Raw genomic sequence first — 18,661 nt, forward strand, 5'->3', positions numbered from 1 at the left:
CTGCTGCTGGCGCGAAGGGGGGTCAGGCGGGCGTCTCGACGCGGTAGAGCCGCTGGGTCATGCTCGGATACAGCAGGCCCTGCAGGATGCCGATGCTGGCTGCCACCGCCGACGTGAGCGTCACCAAGAGATGGAGCACCGTGAATTGTAGTCCAAAGGTGACTCCATGGTGACGGTAGGCGTACGCGTAGGTGCGCTTGTCGAGGAGCACGCCGATCGCGGTCAGCACCGCGGCGGCCAGCAGCGCCCAGGGGCCGAGCAGCACTGCCGAGATCAGTGCGAGGACCGCGGCGAGGACGAATGCGCTGCCCAACGCCCGGTAGCCGGTGCCGGCGCCGCCGGGCAGCTTGTTCAGCCGCAGCCAGTTCGGTGCGCCGAGCCGGGTACGGTTGAAAACCTTGGTCAGCATCACCCGCAGGGTGCCGTCGTGGTCGTGGCGTCCCCGGATGGTCGGGACGGCCTTGACCTCGTAGCGGGCGTTGAGCCGGAAGCCGTAGTCCTGCTCCTCGGTCCACCGGAGCCGGTCGTTGAACTCGCCGATCTCCAGGAAGGTCTCCTTCTTCATCGCGAACAGCGCCGAGTGCAGACCCGGGATGGCGCCCTCGACCTCGCAGAACCAGACGTACTGCTGGATCGCGCGGTAGCGCTTGACCAGGCTGTCGGGGAACATCGGCTCGGCCCGGTACATGCCGCAGATCGCGCCGAGTCCCGGCTCGGTCCGCAGGTATTCGACCGCCCGCTCGACCGCGTCCGGGTCGAGCGCGACGTCGGAGTCGACGAAGAAGAGCACCTCACCGTTGGCGTGCCGGGCACCCAGGTTCCGCGCGGTGGAGACGCCGCTGTTGACCGGCACCTGCAGGACCGTGACGTCGAGCGCGCGGGCGATCGCCACCGAGTCGTCCGTGCTCGCGTCGTCGGCCACGATGACCTCGACGGCCGGGTAGGTCTGGTTCTTCGCCGCCTTGATGCACTCGCCGATGGTGCTGGCGTAGTTGTAGTTCGGAATGATCACTGAGACCAGCGGTTGCTCGTTCATCGGACTCCAACCTTTCCCTTGTTTCATCGGTGTTGCCGTGCCGCGGTGCGTCCGCGAAGGGTGCTGAAGAGAACCTCGTGCGCGTCCAACGAGGTGGCCACGGAGAATCGCGCCCGGGCCGCCCGGGCCTTGCGTTCCCTCCAGTCCCGCGGCACGGCCGCGAGCTCGGAGATGGCCTGTTCCAGGGCTCGTGGATCCCGAGGGGGCACCACCCGACCGAATCCGGTCGCGGTGACCGGGTACCGGTTGCCGGGCAGATCGGTGGTCACCGACGGAATGCCGCTCATCATCGCCTCGGCCAGCACAGTGCCGAACGATCCGGCGACCGCCGGTAGCGCGAACACGTCCACCGAGGCGTAGAAGTCGTTGACCTCACGGCCGCGTAGCTCGCCGAGGATCCGGACCCGGCTGTCCCGGTCGATCTCCGCCTGGACGGCGGCGAGATTGCTGCCCCCGGCGACGGTGTGGTAGTTGCCCGCGATCAGCAGCCGGGCGTCCGGGTCGGCGATCCGGTGGAAGGCCCGTACCAGGTAGGCGATGCCCTTGTCCGCCACGATCCGGCCGAGGAATCCGACGTGCAGGCCGCGGGTTTCCCGGTACCTCGGCTCGCCGCCCCGCCGGTCCAGACAGGGCGGCGCGATCGGGGTGAAGGTGCGGTCCCGGATGACCGGCCAGAACCGCGAGGCGTACGCCTGGTCGCGGCTGGCCGCCACGACGGCGGCGGAACGGCGGATGGCCGATCGGGCGGCGGCGTCCGAGGCGTACGCGACGGCCCGGCCGAACCAGCTCGGCGGCAGGTGCGGATCACTGTGCAGCATGCTCACCACCGGCACGCGAGAAGCCAGCGGCATCAGCAGCGCCGCTGCCGGCATCGGCAGGTTGAGGTGCAGCACCGACGACTGGCGCGCCAACTGCCCGACCAGCATCGGGTAGCGGGGGACGATGGCGGTCCGGCTCGACCGTGTCAGCATCGGGGAGCGGTAGACGTCCACGCCGCCGACGGCATCGCGCAGGGGCAGATCGACCTCGTGCTGGGCGGTGACCACCGCGACCCGCCAACCCCGATTGGCCATGCCCTCGGCGATGCTGCGCGCCGTCTGCGTCAAGCCACTGACGTACGGCTCGTAGAAGGGCGACGCAATCGTCAGATCGTAATTCCTGTCCGGCATCAGTACCGCATTCTCTGAGATAGGTCTACGGCAGAATTCCCTGATCCCTGAGCACATTAGCGGTCTGCCTGCGGCAGGCAGCTTGGCGATTTCTTGGAAGCCGGTGAGCCGACATTCACGGGCACCACCTCCGCCGCTGCGGCAGGCGACGTCCGGGCGCGACGACGCAGGATCGCCTCGGTGACACCCAGGCCGATGCCGGCAGTAACAAGCTCACTCACCGTGACGACTACTCGGCTCACCAACGCCACCACCGAAGCCACCGGCACCGGCAGGATGACACTGAGCGCGGCGGTCACCACCACCTCCCGTACGCCGATGCCGTCGGGGGCGAAGACGGCGATCACGCCCGCCACCGCGCCGAGCCCGAAGGCGCCGAGACAGAGCGGCAGCGCGCGCAGCGGCGGCGCGCCCATCGCCACGGCCAGCAGCCACAGGTGGGCTCCGCCGATCAGCCAGGCCAGCAGCTGCGCGACGACCGCCTGCCGGATGCCGGTGCCGGACATCGCCGTCGACGGCTCCGGGCGACGGCGCACCCGGGCGAGGAGGGTCGCGGCCCGGCCGACGAGTTCGGGGCGGACCAGGACCACCGCCACCGGCGCGACGGCCAGCAGAAGCCAGGCGGCGGACGCGCCGAAGACCTCCGGGCCGGCCGCCAGCCCCACGGTGGCGCCGGTGAGCAGGCTGACCACGAGGGCCAGCAGCCAGGCCGTACCCATCCGCGCCGCCGGTACGCCGATGCGCCGGCCCATCTCGACGCTGACCAGGAAGCCCATCACCTTGCCGGGCACGTACTTGACGAACTGGCCGAAGTAGAAGATCCGTGCCGCGTCCACGGCGGCGACCCGTTCGCCGACACCGGCGAGCATCGCCCGCCACGAGATCATCGTCGCGACCAGCCCGGCGGCGTTGGCCAGCACGGCCAACACCACCATCGTCGCGACGAAACCGGGCCGTTGGCCGCGTAACGTGGCAGCGACCGTGGACCAGTCCTGACCACGCAGCGTGATCACTATGAAGATCGCGGTCACCGCCAGCAGAAGGCCCATGACGACCTTCTGGGCAACCGTCCGCCACCGCTTCCGAGGTGCCGCGGTGATTGTTTCGGCGATTTCCGGGAAGGCCTGCTCTGCGTCCAGTTCTTTTGTCGACACTGGCCACCTTCTCCGATCATGGAAAGGATTCGACCTGGGTGACCAACGCTAACGGTGAACCGCTTGCTTCTTCCTTGTCCGACCGGCTGCCGGTCATTTCTCCGGAAGGCCGGCGAAGCGCTCCCGGGCGTACAGTCGCAGGAGTTCGCCCATCCGGTAACTGCCCGGTGTCGACGTTTCCAGCAGTTGCACGTCGACGAGACGCTCCAGGATGCGTTCGGTGTGTGCCTCCGATCGGGCGAGCAGCCGGGCGGCGGTCGACCGACTGAGTTCCGTCATCGTCGACGTGCCGAGCAGCTTGAACGCCTCGGCGATGGCCCGCTCGGAGAGATCGGGGCTGCCGGAGAGACGGTCGTAGGAACCGGCCATGCTGGCGCGCAGCCCGACACCGTCGAACTCCAGGTTGTCCAGCCGGCGGCGCTCGTCGGCGAGCCGGTCGCGCAGCTCGGCCAGCGGCCACCCGGGACGGGCCACGAGCCGGGCACCGACGATGCGCAGCGCCAGTGGCAGGCATTCGCACCACTCGGCGATCGCGGTCGCGGCTTCCGGCTCCGCGGCCACCCGTTGGGCGCCGACCCAGTGACTGAGCAACGCGATGGCGTCGGCGACGGTGAGCGGCCCGACCCGCAACTGGCTGACGTCGCCGAGCCCCGCCAGCGGCTGTCGGCTGGTCACCAGCGTCCCGCAGCCGGCGCCGCTGGGCAGCAGCGGTCGCACCTGGGCGGCGTCGACGGCGTTGTCCAGCACCAGCAGCAGCCGCCGCCCGGCGACGACCGACCGGAACAGGGCGGCGGCCTCGTCGACCTGCTCCGGGTCGGAGCTCATGCTGCTGACGCCGAGCGTGCGCAGCAGCCGGGCGAGCGCGTCGACCGGGGTCAGCGGCTCGGCGTCCACGCTGGTGCCGCGCAGGTCGATGTACAACTGGCCGTCCGGGTACCGGCCGGCGAGCCGGTGCGCGGCGTGGATGGCCAGGGCCGACTTGCCCACCCCGGCGGCCCCGTAGATCGACACGACCGGGGCCGAGTCCGCCGTGCCGGCGGGGTTCAGCCATTTCAGCAGCGGCGCGAGGTCGTCGTGTCGGCCGGAGAACCGGGCGATGTCGGCGGGCAGTTGCCGCGGCACGTGCCGGACCGGCGCGGCGACCGGGCCGACGTTGCCCGCGTACGGCTCGTCGAGTTCGCCGCGAAGGATGGCCACGTGCAGGTTCCGTAGCTCGGGCCCGGGCTCGGCGCCGAACTGCTCGACGATCTGTGCCCGGGTGTCGACGTAGTACTGCAACGCCTCGGGGGTACGCCCCATCGAGCAGAGCGCCCGCATCTGCAGCGCCACCAGCGGCTCGGCGAGCGGGTACGAGCCGAGGATCCGCGCCAGTCGATCGGCCACCGCCTCCGGGTTGCCCAGCCGCAGCTCCTCGTTGCTCCAGGCGCCGGCCAGGCTGATCAACTGCGATGCCACGCTGCGCCGGACCCGGTTGGCCCAGTCGCCGGCGAGCGTGGCCAGTGGGTCCCCCCGCCACAGCTCCATCGCCTCCCGCAGGGCGGCGATCCGCTCGACGTCGCTGGTCTGCGTCCCCGCGCGGCCGGTGTCGATGAGCTGGTTCAGTCGATGCAGGTCGACCTGCTGGCGGTCGACGTTGAGTACGTATCCGTCTCCGTGGCGGCTCAGGCTGATCGGCGTGCCCGAGTCGTCGTCGACCTGCGCCAGGGCCCGGCGGAGCCGCGCGACGTGCGCGTAGAGAGCGCTACGGGGCGCCTCCGGAGCCGCCGGGCCCCACACTCGCTCGGTCAGAGTGTCGATCGACACCGGCGTACCGGCGTCCACGGCCAGGGCCGCCAGGACCGCCCGTCGCTGACGTGGTCCCACGTCCAGCGGGCCGTCAGCCGACTCCACCTCGACAGGCCCCAGTAGTCGGATCCTCACACGCTCTCCCCCTGATCACGTCGGACCCGACCGGAGTTCTCAATGGACTCCGGCCGGCGTCCGGTACCTCTGTCGAAAGCGCGCGTCGAGCACGTAGCGCAGGCCACCACTCAACGCGCCCGCGGAAATCGCGAGACTGTACAGAAAACTGAGAAACACGCTGGGCGGAACCATCCGCCAGCCCGCAGTGCGTCGCACGTAGTTGAAGAGCGGCAGATCGACGCTGATGAACCAGGCCAGGAAGAGGAGGGGTACGACCGCCAGGTAGGGCGAGACCAGCACCAGGGGGAGGCTGGCGGTGGTCAGGGTGGCGGCTGCCACCTCGGCGGGCCGGTGGGTGGCCTCCCGCTCGGGTTTCAACTCACGTTGCTTGAGTACGAGCGGGACCAGCGAACCGGACCGCCGGTAGAGCTTACGCAGGATCGAAGAAAGTTGATCGTCGTCGTCGTGGTACCCGACCACGGACAGGGTGCGGATGACGGGATAGTGCTCCGCGATGCGGAGGCTGAACTCGTGGTCCTCGTTGGCGTACTGGCCCAGCAGCCGCTCGTCGAAAGCTCCGATCTTGTCGATGACCGCGCGCGGGATGGCACCGCTGGCGAAGTGGCCGGTGCGCGCCGCCCCCAGCTTGCGGGTGGCGCGGTAGTGGCCGTACAGCACCTGCACCCACTCCACCACGCCGTCGTCGACCAGGGGACGGTCGCCGTACACCCCCCAGACGGCGCCGTAGGAGGGGTTCTCCTCGAAGATCTTCACGGCGTTGGCGACCGCCTCGGGTGCGAGGGCGACGTCGGAGTCGAGGAAGAAGAGGATGTCGCCCCGACTTGCCGCTATGCCGCGGTTGCGAGCCGGGCCGGCACCCACATTCTCGGTCAGTTCGATGAGGGTGCAATCGAGTTTTCTGACAATCTCCGGGGTGTCGTCGGTGCTTGCGTCGTCAACGACTATGACCTCGACCGAGGGATAGGTCTGATGCAATGCGGAGAGCACGCTCAGAGTGATGGTCTTCGCGCTGTTGTGGCAGGGTATAACCACCGAGACCAGCGGCGTTTTCTCGGGCTTCATTGATGCTCCTCGGGCAGGATTTCGGCTGCGCTGGGAGGTGGACGACGCGTCCGCTCATCGGTTTTCTCATCGTCGAGAAGATCCGTCGACCACCCTAGTACACGTCCGACATCCGTAGACACTCGTTGATCAAGCTGGTGGGCGTTAAAAGGCCGGGATTGGTCCCGTTCGCCTGCTCGGCGTCAATGTGACCCTCATCTCGATGAGGGTGCCGAGATGACGAACTGCTGTGCCTTGTGGTCGGACAGGCCCCGGGGCATGGTCAGGTCGTAGCTGTGCACCGTGATGTCCGGGGTGGTGAAGAGCCAGTCGATTCGCCACATCCGTGGCTTGTCGCCCACCGGCCAGGTGACCGGGTAGAGCGAGGAGAGCACCTTGGTCTGGTCGACCAGCCGGTCGGAGACCATGTCGAGAAGGTTCATCGACGGTGAGGTGTTGAGGTCGCCGGCCATCACCGCCCGATTCGGGTTGGTCGCCAGATCCGCCGCGACAGCCTGGTAGCTGGCCTGGCGGATCTCGAAGTTGAACCGGTCGATCTCGAACATGTTCCGGTCGTCGTCGCTGCGCAGCAGCAGGATCCGCACCGGCGGCTGGAAGATGTGCGTGTTGTAGAACGAGACGACCTGGCCGTTGACCTGGATGTCGGTGCGCAGCGCCTGGGAGGTGTAGAAGAGCGGCCGGTCGACGAGGGCCGGCGGCACGGGCTTCAGGTCGTCCGGCAGGTACGGCGTCGAGTCCAGCCAGGAATGCCCGACCACCGGCAACCGGGTGATCGTCATGTTCCGGCCCTCGCGGACCACGGTGTAGCCGGGAAAGGCCGCCTGTAGTTCCGCCGTCTGGTCGATCTCGTACGCCTGCGCGAAGATGTCGACGAGCGAGTCGTCGACGTTGGCGTACTCGTGCAGCATGTAGACGTCGGCGTCCATGTCCCGCAGGAAGTCGTAGAACTCTTCGGTGGTGGTGCGCTGCTCGCCGCCGTTACGCCGATCCTGGTCCCAGTATTCGGTATTCCAGGTCACCACCTTGACGGCGTCTGCGGGCGCCGGCGGCGGAGTGTGGAAGATCGTCGCGAAGTTGATCCCGCTGTAGCCGACCCCGAGCACCAGGGCCAGCAGTGACGCCCCGACCAGCTGCCAGCGCATCGAGCGGGCCAGCCAGGCCACGGGCAGCAGCAGCACCGGGACCGCCGCCCAGGTGATCGGCGGGAGCAGGTCGATCGGCCCCCACACGTACGTCCGGGCGCTGAGCAGGTGGTGCAGCGCGACGACCGCCAGCCAGCCGAGGCAGGCCACCGCCGCGAGGCGCAGTCCCCACCGTCGGCGACGCGAAGGGGTACGGGGTTCCGGCGACGGCGCTGGTTCCTTTTCGTCCATTATTGTGGTCGTCCCTGCCGCCGCTTCCGCCATGGCAACTCCTTTACGTCACCCCGGTTCCTGCCGGTACCGGCCTCGGAAAAGGTATCGACCGGAACCTTGTTCGAAGCTTGTTCCGCATGCCAAGGAGGGGGCAATCGCCGATCGCTAGCGTCACGAGTGCCAATACCGGATTCTGTCGACCCTGGAAGGAGCGGAGATGGGCGTACATGCAGCTTATCGGCGCTCACCGGGTGGGGCGTCGAAGACGCGCTACCGGCCGGTCGGTGTGCGAATTGCGCGGAATGCGGTGGGCCGGTCGGATCGGTCGGCGAAGCCCGCCGTGGATGATCCGCAGGTGAATAGTTGATAGCGACGAATGCCGGAAACACGGCCGTCGTTGTGACGTGACGTCGCCGTCAAGAAAGCGGCATTTTTTCGACACGGGAGGTGGAAGTGCACGCAGTGGTGACCGGGGCCGCGGGCATGTTGGGCACCGCGTTGTTGGCCAGAGACTGGCCGGGTGTGACCTGGACCGGAGTGGACATCCGACCTCTCGCGCCGAGGGTGCGGGATCGGGCCGGCTTCATCCAGGCCGACGTGCGCGACGCCGACGCCATGACCCGCGCCTTCCGCCGTGCCGACGTGGTCATCCACTCCGCCGCCGCCCTGCCGAGCCACCGCTCCGCGGACATCCGATCCGTCGACGTGGACGGCACCGTGTCGGCGTTGGAGGCGGCCCGACGGGCAGGTGTGGACCGCTTCGTGCACATCTCCTCCACGGCGGTCTACGGACTTCCCCGGGACTGCCCCACTCCGGAGGACTACCCCTGCGAGCCGGTCGACCCGTACTCGGCCGCCAAGCTCGGCGCCGAGAACGCCGTGCTCCGGCATCGTGCACAAGGGCTCTGCGCACCGATCGTGCGGCCCAAGACCTTCCTCGGCGAGGAGCGTCTCGGTCTGTTCGCCATGCTCTTCGAGTGGGCCGACGAAGGCCGCCACTTTCCGCTGATCGGTGGTGGCGACGTCGCCACCCAGATGCTCGACGTCGAGGATCTCTGCGCGGCGATCCAGTTGATCTGCGAGGCACCCGACGACACGGCGAACGACACGTTCAACATCGGCGCACGGGAGTTCCGCACTCTGCGGGAGGACTTCCAGGCGGTGCTCGACGCCGCCGGCCACGGCAAGCGGGTGCTGGCCATGCCGGTGGGGCCGGCCGTCGCCGTGCTACGTGTTCTCGCGGCCACGCGGCTTTCCCCGGTCTACAAGCGACTCGTGCACAAGCTGACCCGCGACTCGTACGTCTCGATCGACCGGGCCGTGCAGCAGCTCGGATTCAGTCCCCGGTTCAGCAACGAACAGGCCCTGCTGAAGACGTACGACTGGTGGCGGGCGAACGCCGCCGGGACGCGGCGCAGCGCCGGACGCACCCACCGCGACCCCTGGAAGCAGGGCGCCCTGAGCCTGGCGAAGGCGCTGTTCTGACACTCCACGGAGCAAGGAGAGGTCCGCCATGAAGCACGCCCTGGAAGCGCCGAGCTCCTCGTCACCCGAGTTGCCTGTGGTCTCCGTCGACCCGGTGGTCGCGGTACAGGCGCTGAGACCCCTGGCCCGCGTCGGCGGGCTGTTCATCCTGCTCCGACCTCGCCAGTGGATCAAGGGCAGCCTGGTGTTGCTGGCGCCGCTCGTGGCCTCCCCGGCCACCGCGGTGACCCAGGTCGTGCCGCTGCTCGGCACCCTGCTGAGCTTCCTGGCCGCCTCCTCGGCCGTCTACATCTTCAACGACCTGCGCGACCGTGAGCGCGACCGGCTGCACCCGGTCAAGCGCAACCGTCCCCTGGCGAGCGGGCGGGTGAGCGCCGGTGCCGCGGTGACGCTGCTGGTCGTCCTGCTCGCCGGCACCGCCGCCCTGCTGATGCTGCTGCCCGTCCTGGTCGGCGTCATCGTCGCCGGCTATCTGGCCATCAACCTCTGGTACTGCCTGGCGCTCAAGCACCAGCCGCTGGTCGACGTGTCGGTCGTCTCCGTCGGGTTCGTGCTGCGGGTGCTGGCCGGCACGATCGCCGTCGGCATCGCCGTCCAACCGGCGCTGCTGATCGGGGTCTACTGCGCCTGCCTCGCGCTCTCCCTCGGCAAGCGACGCCACGAACTCGCCGCCCTGTCCGCCGCCGGTGGCGAAGCGGGGGAGCACCGGCCGGCGCTGCGGGCGTACTCGGTCCCGTTCCTGGATCAGGTCGTGCTGGTGAACCTGGTGGCGGCGCTGGTCGGCTACGTCGCGTTCATCTGGGCGCAGACGCCGCCGTACGGGCCGGTCACCGCCGGGCTGACCTTCCCGTTCGCCGCCTTCGCGGTGCACCGCTACCTGCAGATGATCGCCATGGGCGGCTCCGGCGGCGATCCGGTCGAGGACCTCTTCCGGGACCGCGCCATGTTGGTGAACGTCGGTCTCTGGGCTGCGGTGCTGGCCCAGGCGATGCTGACCAGCATCTGGCAGCTCCGGTAACCGAACGACACCCTGGAGAAACCCGTGAGCAGCAAGAACTCCCGTGAATACGACCTCTGCGTCGCGGTCAACTACTACTCGCCGTACGTCAGCGGGCTGACCGAGGTGGCCAGGGTGCTCGCCGAGGGCCTCGTCGAGCGGGGCTGGCGGGTGGCGGTGGTCGCCGTCCGGCACGACCCGGAGCTGCCGCTGCGGGAGAGCCGCAACGGCGTCGACGTCTACCGCAGCCCGGTGGTCGCCTCCATCAGCCGAGGCCCGGTCAGCCCCGGCTTCCCTGCCCTGGTACGCCGGATCGCCCGCCGTTCGCAGGTGGTCAACCTGCACCTGCCGATGCTGGAGGGGGCGCTGATCACCGCCCTGCCGCTGGGGGTGCCGGTGGTCAGCACGTACCACATCGATCTCTGGTTGCCGCCCACCCTGGTGACCCGGGCGGCGATGGCGGCCGTACGGGTGTCGTCGCGGATCACCCTGCGCCGCTCGGACGCCGTCGTCGTCAACAGCGACGACCAGGCGCAGTACTCCGAACTCTGGCCGATCCTGCGGTCCAGCCAGCGCTCGGCGATTCCGGCGCCCTGCCTGGACCGCCGTGGCGGCGAGCCGACCTTCCGGGAGACCGACGGCCCGCACATCGGCTTCCTCGGCCGGATCGTGCCGGACAAGGGCCTGGACTACCTGGTGGCCGCGTTCGCCGAGATCACCGACCCGCAGGCGCGGCTGCTGCTCGGTGGCGACTACCTGACCGTCGCCGGCGGCAGCGTGATCGACCGGATCCGGGCCGCCGCGCAACGCGATCCCCGGATCCGGATCCTCGGTCTGCTGCGCGGCCAGCAGATCAACGACTTCTACGCCTCGATCGACGCGTTCGCCCTGCCCTCCATCGCGGAGTCCTTCGGCATCGCGCAGGCCGAGGCGATGATGTGCGGCATCCCGTCGGTCACCACCGACCTGCCCGGCGGACGGTATCCGGTGCTGGCCACCGGGATGGGCCGGATCGTCCAACCGCGCGACCCGGTCGGGCTGCGCGCGGCGCTGCTGGACGTGCTCGGCTGGGACGCCGCAACCCGGCGTGAGGGTGCGAAGCGGGCCATCGAGGAGTTCAGCGTCCAGGGTTGTCTGGACCGGTATGCGACGCTGTTCCGGGCTCAGGGTGCACGGGCCAGCGCATTGATGTGATTCATCGTCCCGTCCGGAGTGTGGCGGGAATCAGTCGCGGAGGTAGGCATGCAGAGCAGGGATTTCGGTCGTCTCGGCAGCGTCAGCGCGCTCACCCTGGGCGGGGGCGGGATCGGTAACGTCTGGGGAGCGACCGACCACGCCGAGGCGGTGGCGACCGTCCAGGCGGCCATCGACGGTGGTGTCACGATGCTCGATCTGGCGCCGACCTACGGTGACGGCTACGCGGCCGAGAACGTCGCCGGTGCCGCGTTACGCGCCATGCCGGCCGCCGACGTCCTGGTCACCAGCAAGATCGAGCTTCCCGAGCAGGATGGTGGTGACCTTCCGGAGAAGATGATCCGCAGCCTGCACGCGACCCTGGACCGCATCGGTCGCGAGCACCTGGATCTCTTCCTGCTCCACTCTCAACTGCACCCGCACGGTTGGACCGGCCCCACCCCCCGGACGCTGGGCTGGGACCTCTACCTCGACCAGGTGGTGCCGACCTTCGAACGGCTGCGCGCCGAAGGGAAGATCCGGGCCTGGGGGCTGACCGGGGTCGGCCACCCGCAGACCGTGATCGAGGCGATGCACCGGCAGCCGCGTCCGGACGCGGTCCAGGCGGTGGTGAACGCCCTCGACCTCAGCGGCGACATGTGGCTGCTCGGGTCGTCGGCCGAACCTCGCAACGACGAGATTCGTCAGGCCGCGGTCGACGACGGCGTCTCGGTGATCGCGATCCGCGCGGTGGCGGCGGGAGCGCTCACCGAGGGCATCGACCGGGCCGTGGACGACGACTCGCCGGTCGCGGTCGACTTCGCCCGAGCCGAGCCGTTCCGTGCGCTCGCCGCCGAGTTCGGTGAGTCGCCGGCTTCCCTGGCCCACCGGTACGCCCTCAGCGTGCCCGGTGTGGCGACCGTGGTGCTGGGCGTGAAGAACCGCGCCGAGTTGGCCGAGTGCCTCGCCGCCGAGGCGCGTGGCCCGCTGACCGAGGCGGAACTCAAGGCCCTGCGCGACCTGCGAGCCTGAAGGGCACACAGCCGACCGTGAACCTCTGAAACCCTCCCCCCGCCCAGGACCCACTGACGCGAGGCGCGGCGCGGTGCCCGCCGGGATGCACCGGGAAGTCCGGACAACTTCGGGGAAAGTGCTGCCTCGTCAGTCGGCGAGACAGCACTTTCCCCGTATCTGCTACCAGGGCCGGGCTGCGGTGGGTGGCGTTGCGTCGTTGTTCAACTTATTCATGACGGGCGTCAGAATTTCTTGACTTCCGGTGCCGGGTGACTGACCATGGCCAACACAGCGACGTGACCTCTCACACAGTGGTAGGTCACCTGCAGATCCGTGGCATCCGCCGATTTCTGACGCACCCCACCACCCCCGCCCAGGAAGGGCCTCGTCAATGAAGAAGGTCATCGCACTCGGGCTGATCGCCGCCACCGCGATCGCCCTCACCGCATGTACTGATTCCGATGCGTCCTCCCCGTCCGACCCGGCCGACGGCGACCTGCGCCAGGTCCGGGTCGCGGCGTTGCCCATCACCGAGACCGCCGCGCTGTGGGGCGGCATCAAGGCGGGCATCTTCGCCAAGCGCGGCCTCAGCGTGGAGGTGCTGCCCGCCCAGGGTGGTGCGCAGGCGATTCCGGCACTGCTCAACGGCGACATCGACTTCGCGATCGGCCAGCCCTTCGGCCCGTTCCGGGCCGACCTCCAGGACCTCGGCGTGGTCATGATCGGCAACTACGCCTCCTCGTACGCCGAGGGTGACGACATCAACGCCGTGGTGGCCTCGGCGAAGTCCGGCATCACCCGGCCGGCCGAGCTGGCGGGTCGCCGGGTCGCGGTGAACAGCCTGGGCGCGGCGGGCGACGTGACGATCATGGCGGCGGTCGAGAAGGACGGCGGGGACCCGTCCACCATCAAGTTCGTCGAGGTCGCCTTCCCGGACGCCCCGGCGCAGTTGGAGGCCGGCAACATCGACGCGGCCTGGGTGCCGGAGCCGTTCGTCACGCAGCTGCGCAGCCGTGGCGACACCTTCATCGTGGCGCCCTACCAGGCGGTCGTGCCGGGTCTGACCACGCTGACCACGATCACCACCAAGGAGCGTACGGAGAAAGACGCCAAGCTCGTCGACGACTTCGCGGCGGCGATGAAGGAGACGCTCCAGTGGGCCCAGGACTCCGCCAACGAGACGGCGGTCCGGCAGGCCATCAAGGACAACCTGCAACTGCCGGAGCCGGTGGCGGATTCGGTGAAGCTGCCCGAGTTCGGGTGGGACCTTGACCGGACGAGCCTGCAGACGCTCGCGGAACTCGCCCAGAAGTACCGCGTGCTCGACAAGCAGCCGAACCTCGACCGGCTCATCCAGCAGAAGTAGCCCGCGATTGCCCGCCCTCCCCGGTGCCGGAGACCGGGGAGGGCGTCGCCGCCGCTTGTTCACGGGAGTGACATGGCTGTCCCATCCACCCGACGCCTGCGTGGGTTGCGCAAGGCGCTGCTGGGCCTCACCGGCCTGGCCGGATTCCTCGTCGTCTGGCAGCTGATCCCGACGCTGGGCCTGATCAACTCGCAGTACCTGCCGTACGTGACGGACGTGTTCGCGCGGCTGGCCGAGGAATCCGTCGACCTCGCGTTCTGGCGGCGGCTGGGGTCCACCATGAAGTCCTGGGCGATCGGACTGACGGTGGCCACGTTCGCCGCCGTGGTCCTCGGCACGGTCGTCGGCCTGGTGCCGTTCCTCCGACGCGCCACGCACACAATGATCGAGTTCCTGCGGCCGATCCCGTCGGTGGCGTTGATCCCGCTGGCCGTGCTGATGTTCGGCATCCAGATGCAGGCCGCCCTGGTCATCATCATCTACGCATCGTTCTGGCAGGTGTTCGTGCAGGTGATCTACGGCGTGGCCGACGTCGACGCGGTCGCCCGGGACACCGCCCGCAGCTTCGGGCTGACCCGCCGCGAACAGTTGACCCACCTGGTGTTGCCGACCGCCCTGCCGTACCTGATGACCGGGGTGCGGCTCGCCGCGGCGGTCGCACTCATCCTGGCCATCACCGCGGAGATGGTGATCGGCAACCCCGGCCTCGGGCGGATGATCGAGCTGTCCCGCTCCGCCGGGGACTCCGTCGGCCTGTACGCCTTCGTGGTGGTCACCGGCCTGCTCGGGCTCGCGGTCAACCTGGTCTTCCGGTTCGTCGAGCGGCGCACGTTGTCCTGGCACGAGTCGATCCGAGGGGAGCAGGCCCGGTGACCAAGCACCCTGACCGGATCGCCGTCGCCGAGCGCACGGCCGGGCCCGACGTCGCGCGTCGGCCCGGGGTCGGCTCCCGGATCGCGGCGAGTCTCGGCTATTCGCTCGGGCTGCCCATGCTGCTGCTGGTGGTCTGGGGGCTGCTCGCGACGAGGTCGACGAACCGGTTCTTCCCCGACCCGCTGACCATCTTCGAAGCCTTCGTGGACACCTGGGTCGGGCCCGCGTTCGTCGAGGACGTACTGCCCAGCCTGTACCGCCTCGGCCTCGGCATCACCGCCTCGATCGTGGTCGGCATCGCCGCCGGCACCATCATCGGCCTGATGCAGTGGCTGCGCGAACTGCTCGAACCGCTGCTGGAGTTCTTCCGGGCCATCCCACCGCCGGTGCTGATCCCGGTGGCGATGCTGCTGCTCGGCATCACCGACACCATGAAGGTCGTGGTCATCGTCTCCGGCGCGGTCTGGCCGATCCTGCTGAACACCATCGAGGGCGTACGGGCCACCGACAGCGTGATGACCGAGACCGCCGACTCGTTCCAGGTCACCTGGTGGGAGCGGCTCTGGTTCCTGGTGCTGCCGGCGGCCAGCCCGCGCATCATGGCCGGGGTCCGGCAGGGCCTGTCGGTCGCGCTCATCCTGATGGTGATCTCGGAGATGTTCGCCTCGTCCGCCGGGCTCGGCTACCGCATCGCCTACTTCCAGCGCAACTACCTCATCGCCGAGATGTGGAGCGGAATCCTCCTGCTCGGTCTCGTCGGCGTCTTCCTCGCCGTCGTCTTCGGAATCGTCGAGCGGCGCGTGCTGCGCTGGTATCACGGACTCAGGGAGGTCAACCGTGCCTGACCGGAGCACCCTGCTGCGGGTGGAGCATCTGCGCAAGGTCTACGAATCGGCCACCGGCAACGTCGAGGCGATCGGGGACATCAGCTTCACGATGAACGCCGGTGAACTGGTCTGCATCGTCGGGCCGTCCGGTTGTGGCAAGACCACGCTGCTGAAGTGCCTGGCCGGTCTGCTGCGCCCGACCAGCGGCGTGGTCGAGATGGACGGTGCGCCGGTGACCGGGCCGAGCCCGGCCATGGCTGTGGTGTTCCAGGAGTACGGCCGCAGTCTCTACCCGTGGCTGACCGTACGCGGTAACGTCGAGTTGCCGCTGCGGCACAAGAAGCTCAGCCGCGCCCAGCGGGAGAAGTTGGTGACCGACGCGCTCGTCGCGGTGGGGCTGGACCATGCCGCCCGCAGCCATCCGTGGCAGCTCTCCGGGGGCATGCAGCAACGGGTGGCGATCGCGCGGGCCATCGCGTACCAGCCCGAAGTCATGATCATGGATGAGCCGTTCGCGGCGGTCGACGCGCAGACCCGGGCGGACCTGGAGGACCTCGTCCGCGAGCTGCACACCAGCCGTAACATGTCGATCCTCTTCGTCACCCACGACATCGACGAGTCGGTTTACCTGGGAGAACGGGTTCTAGTATTGTCCAAGTCGCCGACCTGGGTTCAAGAGGACCTCGCGATCGATCTGCCGCCTACGCGTGATCAGATCACCACCCGCGCCCTGCCCCGGTTCACCGAGCTGCGGACCCACGTCTACGACCAGATCCAGCGGGCCAAGCGTGGCAAGACTGTCGACGCGCAACCGGCGCGGTGACCGCTGCGGCCGCCACGACGGATTCGCCGAAAGGGAGGGCTGTGCGTAGCCGTCAGCCGAAGCAACTGCTGCTCGCCTTCTTCGGTGAGCATGTGGTCGACGCCGCAACCGGGCCGATCCGGGCCAGTGCCCTGATCAGCGTGCTGGAACCGGCCGGCGTCGCCGCGCCGGCCACCCGCGCGACCCTCGACCGCCTGGTCGGCAGCGGCATCCTCGCCCGCACCAGGAACGGTCGGGAGACGCTGTTCTCGCTGACCGAGCACGGTGCGGCAGTGCTGCGCGAGGCAACGGACCGGGTCCGTGGCCCTCGGCCGTTCGACCCGCAGGGCAACGGGTGGACCCTTGTCACCTTCTCCATCCCCGAGGGCCAGCGGATGCTGCGGCACCGGCTGCGCTCGACCCTTACCTGGGAGGGGTTCGCGCCGATCCGGGACGGGCTGTGGCTCGCGCCCGGCGAGGTCGACCTCGCCGGCTCGTTGGAGCCGTTACGGCAGGATCTGCCACCGCACACCGTCATGGCGTTCCACGCCCGGGAGCTGGACGGCTTTCCGATCGGGGAAAGCGTGCGCGCCGCCTGGGACATCGAGGCGATCCGGCGTGAACATCTGGCCTTCATCGAGGTGTGGGACGACCCGGCCGCCGTGGCGCTGGCACCGAGCGCGCTGACCGTACGCACGATGCTGGTGGCGGACTGGCTGGCGCTGCTGCGCGCCGATCCCCGGCTGCCGGCCGAGTTCATGGACGAGCAGTGGCCGGCCACCCGGTCGGCGGAGACCTACCGCCGGATGCACGAGAAGCTGGCCGAGGCGTCCGCCGCGGAGTTCGCCGAACTCGTCGCCGCCCGCACCTCGGTCAGACGCCGAAACGGGCGCGCAGGTCCGCCTTCCGCACCTTCCCCGACGCCGTCCGCGGCAACTCGTCCACGATGATGACGTTCTTCGGCAGCTTGTAGCGCGCGAGCCGGCCGTCGAGGTACGCCCGTACGGCCTCGACGTCCACCGCCGCGCCGTCGCGTACCGTCACGATCGCCCACGGCACCTCGCCCCACCGTTCGTCGGGCACGCCGATGACCGCCGCTGCGGTCACCCCCTCCAACTCGCCGAGCAGTTGCTCGATCTCGGCGGGGTAGATGTTCTCCCCACCGGAGATGATCATGTCTTTCAGGCGGCCGGAGATGTGCAGGTAGCCGTCGGAGTCCAGGTAGCCGAGGTCGCCCGAACGGAACCACCCGTCCGGGGTGAACGCGTCGGCGGTCGCCTCGGGCAGCCCGTGGTAGCCGGGGAAGACGTTCGGCCCGGCGATCTCGATCTCGCCGACGCTGCCGGTGGGCGCCGGCTCCCCGCTCACGTCGGTGATCCGTACCTCGGTGAAGAAGTGCGGCAGCCCGACGCTGCCCTGCTTGGCGCGGGTCATGTGCGGCGGCAGCGAGGTGGCGCCCGGTGACGCCTCGGTCATCCCGTAACCCTGGGAGAACGACAACCCCCGTGCCTCGTACGCGTTGAGGATGCGCGGCGGCACCGCCGAACCCCCGCAGGTCAGCTTCGCCAGCGTGGACAGGTCGGTCGAGGTCCAGCTCGGATGGTCGGCCATCAGCTGATACGTGGTGGGGACCCCGCTGAGCATGGTGACGCCGTGCCGTTCGATCTGGGCCAGCGCGCGTCCCGGCTCGAAGCCCTTCTCCAGCACCATCGTGGCGCCCTTGAGGATGACCGGCAGGGCGCCCATGCCCAGCGAGGCGACGTGGAACAGCGGCGAGATCATCAGTGCCACGTCGGTCGAGACGACGTCGTAGTCGACCACGCAGTTGATGGCGACCCAGGTCAGGTTGCCGTGGGTCAGCACCGCGCCCTTGGCGCGACCGGTGGTGCCGGAGGTGTAGACGATCGCCGCCGGGTCCCCGTGATCGGTGGCGACGGGACCTGCGGCATCGGTGGCTGCGGTGCGGGCCAGTCGCGCCAGCCCCGGTCGGTCCGCGTCGCCGTCGCCGGTGACCACCACGTGCGGCGTTCGCGCGGCCGGTACGGCTGCGGCCACCCGGGGCGCGAACTCGGGGTCGTGGATGAGCACCCGGGCACCGGAGTCGTCCAGGACGTGGGCGATCTCCGGTGCCGCGAGCCGGGTGTTGACCGGGACGAAGACGGCCCCCAACTGCGCCGCGCCGAACATCACCTGGAGGAACTCGGGGCTGTTCTCACCCAGGTACGCGACCGCGTCGCCCTTGCCGACGCCCTGGTCGCGCAGCACGGCGGCGACCCGGTCGGTGGCGTCGGCAAGTTGGGCGTACGTCAACGTCGAGCCCTCGCCGTGGACGAGGGCGACCTTGTCGGGGGACTTGAGTCGACGCTTGGCCATCCAGACGCCGATTCCGTGCTGGTGCATCATCAGTCTCCTGGTGGTGGAGGTG

16 protein-coding genes are annotated in these 18,661 nt (G+C 69.3%); 9 read left to right on the plus strand and 7 right to left on the minus strand.

The genetic code is table 11. The annotated features are described in order from the left end of the window. Positions 1-22 precede the first annotated feature (22 nt). From VAB18032_RS06185 to VAB18032_RS06210, 6 genes are all read right to left on the minus strand, one after another. Positions 23-1,036 carry a glycosyltransferase family 2 protein gene (locus tag VAB18032_RS06185; RefSeq protein ID WP_013731935.1) on the minus strand — a complete coding sequence of 338 codons (1,014 nt, stop codon included), beginning with the start codon at positions 1,034-1,036 and terminating at the stop codon, positions 23-25. Positions 1,037-1,059: 23 nt separating this feature from the next. Then, positions 1,060-2,205, minus strand: coding sequence for a glycosyltransferase family 4 protein (locus VAB18032_RS06190; protein ID WP_013731936.1), 1,146 nt, complete (start codon positions 2,203-2,205; stop codon positions 1,060-1,062). Positions 2,206-2,261: 56 nt separating this feature from the next. Further along, on the minus strand, positions 2,262-3,254 hold the full coding sequence (locus tag VAB18032_RS06195; protein WP_013731937.1) for a lysylphosphatidylglycerol synthase domain-containing protein: 993 nt from the start codon (positions 3,252-3,254) through the stop codon (positions 2,262-2,264). A 198-nt stretch (positions 3,255-3,452) separates the two neighbouring features. Beyond that, entirely contained in the window at positions 3,453-5,279 is a 1,827-nt protein-coding gene (locus tag VAB18032_RS06200; protein ID WP_081476039.1) for an AfsR/SARP family transcriptional regulator, read from the minus strand. Between the two features lie 39 nt (positions 5,280-5,318). Then, entirely contained in the window at positions 5,319-6,344 is a 1,026-nt protein-coding gene (locus VAB18032_RS06205) for a glycosyltransferase family 2 protein (protein ID WP_013731939.1), read from the minus strand. 194 nt (positions 6,345-6,538) lie between these two features. Continuing rightward, positions 6,539-7,750 (minus strand): endonuclease/exonuclease/phosphatase family protein, encoded by a 1,212-nt coding sequence (locus VAB18032_RS06210; RefSeq protein WP_126711570.1) that lies wholly within the window; start codon positions 7,748-7,750, stop codon positions 6,539-6,541. Positions 7,751-8,152: 402 nt separating this feature from the next. Here VAB18032_RS06210 and VAB18032_RS06215 point away from each other — a divergent pair, with 402 nt between their 5' ends. The 9 genes from VAB18032_RS06215 (at position 8,153) to VAB18032_RS06255 (ending at position 17,186) form a co-directional block, all read left to right on the plus strand. Continuing rightward, the gene (locus VAB18032_RS06215; protein ID WP_086011273.1) at positions 8,153-9,184 is read left to right on the plus strand and encodes an NAD-dependent epimerase/dehydratase family protein; all 1,032 of its coding nucleotides are present in this window, start codon (positions 8,153-8,155) and stop codon (positions 9,182-9,184) included. Between the two features lie 28 nt (positions 9,185-9,212). Further along, a complete protein-coding gene (locus VAB18032_RS06220) occupies positions 9,213-10,202 on the plus strand; it encodes a UbiA prenyltransferase family protein (protein ID WP_013731942.1) in 990 nt (329 codons plus the stop codon). 24 nt (positions 10,203-10,226) lie between these two features. Further along, on the plus strand, positions 10,227-11,375 hold the full coding sequence (locus VAB18032_RS06225; protein WP_013731943.1) for a glycosyltransferase family 4 protein: 1,149 nt from the start codon (positions 10,227-10,229) through the stop codon (positions 11,373-11,375). 48 nt (positions 11,376-11,423) lie between these two features. Next, positions 11,424-12,386: an aldo/keto reductase gene (locus VAB18032_RS06230; protein ID WP_013731944.1), complete on the plus strand. Its 963-nt coding sequence runs from the start codon at positions 11,424-11,426 to the stop codon at positions 12,384-12,386. Between the two features lie 373 nt (positions 12,387-12,759). Further along, the gene (locus VAB18032_RS06235; RefSeq protein WP_013731945.1) at positions 12,760-13,734 is read left to right on the plus strand and encodes an ABC transporter substrate-binding protein; all 975 of its coding nucleotides are present in this window, start codon (positions 12,760-12,762) and stop codon (positions 13,732-13,734) included. Positions 13,735-13,806: 72 nt separating this feature from the next. Continuing rightward, positions 13,807-14,607, plus strand: coding sequence for an ABC transporter permease (locus VAB18032_RS06240; protein WP_050814555.1), 801 nt, complete (start codon positions 13,807-13,809; stop codon positions 14,605-14,607). Next, positions 14,604-15,452, plus strand: coding sequence for an ABC transporter permease (locus tag VAB18032_RS06245; RefSeq protein ID WP_013731947.1), 849 nt, complete (start codon positions 14,604-14,606; stop codon positions 15,450-15,452). Before VAB18032_RS06240 ends, VAB18032_RS06245 begins: the two co-directional genes overlap by 4 nt. Further along, entirely contained in the window at positions 15,445-16,257 is an 813-nt protein-coding gene (locus tag VAB18032_RS06250) for an ABC transporter ATP-binding protein (RefSeq protein WP_013731948.1), read from the plus strand. The genes VAB18032_RS06245 and VAB18032_RS06250 overlap by 8 nt, the downstream gene beginning before the upstream one ends. Before the next feature lie 41 nt (positions 16,258-16,298). Continuing rightward, entirely contained in the window at positions 16,299-17,186 is an 888-nt protein-coding gene (locus tag VAB18032_RS06255; RefSeq protein ID WP_013731949.1) for a PaaX family transcriptional regulator, read from the plus strand. Here the strand turns inward: VAB18032_RS06255 and VAB18032_RS06260 are convergent. Then, positions 17,110-18,636: an acyl-CoA synthetase gene (locus VAB18032_RS06260; RefSeq protein WP_043723192.1), complete on the minus strand. Its 1,527-nt coding sequence runs from the start codon at positions 18,634-18,636 to the stop codon at positions 17,110-17,112. The genes VAB18032_RS06255 and VAB18032_RS06260 overlap by 77 nt on opposite strands. Positions 18,637-18,661: the final 25 nt, after the last annotated feature.

It is taken from the genome of Micromonospora maris AB-18-032, assembly GCF_000204155.1.
Taxonomy (GTDB): Bacteria; Actinomycetota; Actinomycetes; order Mycobacteriales; family Micromonosporaceae; genus Micromonospora; species Micromonospora gifhornensis.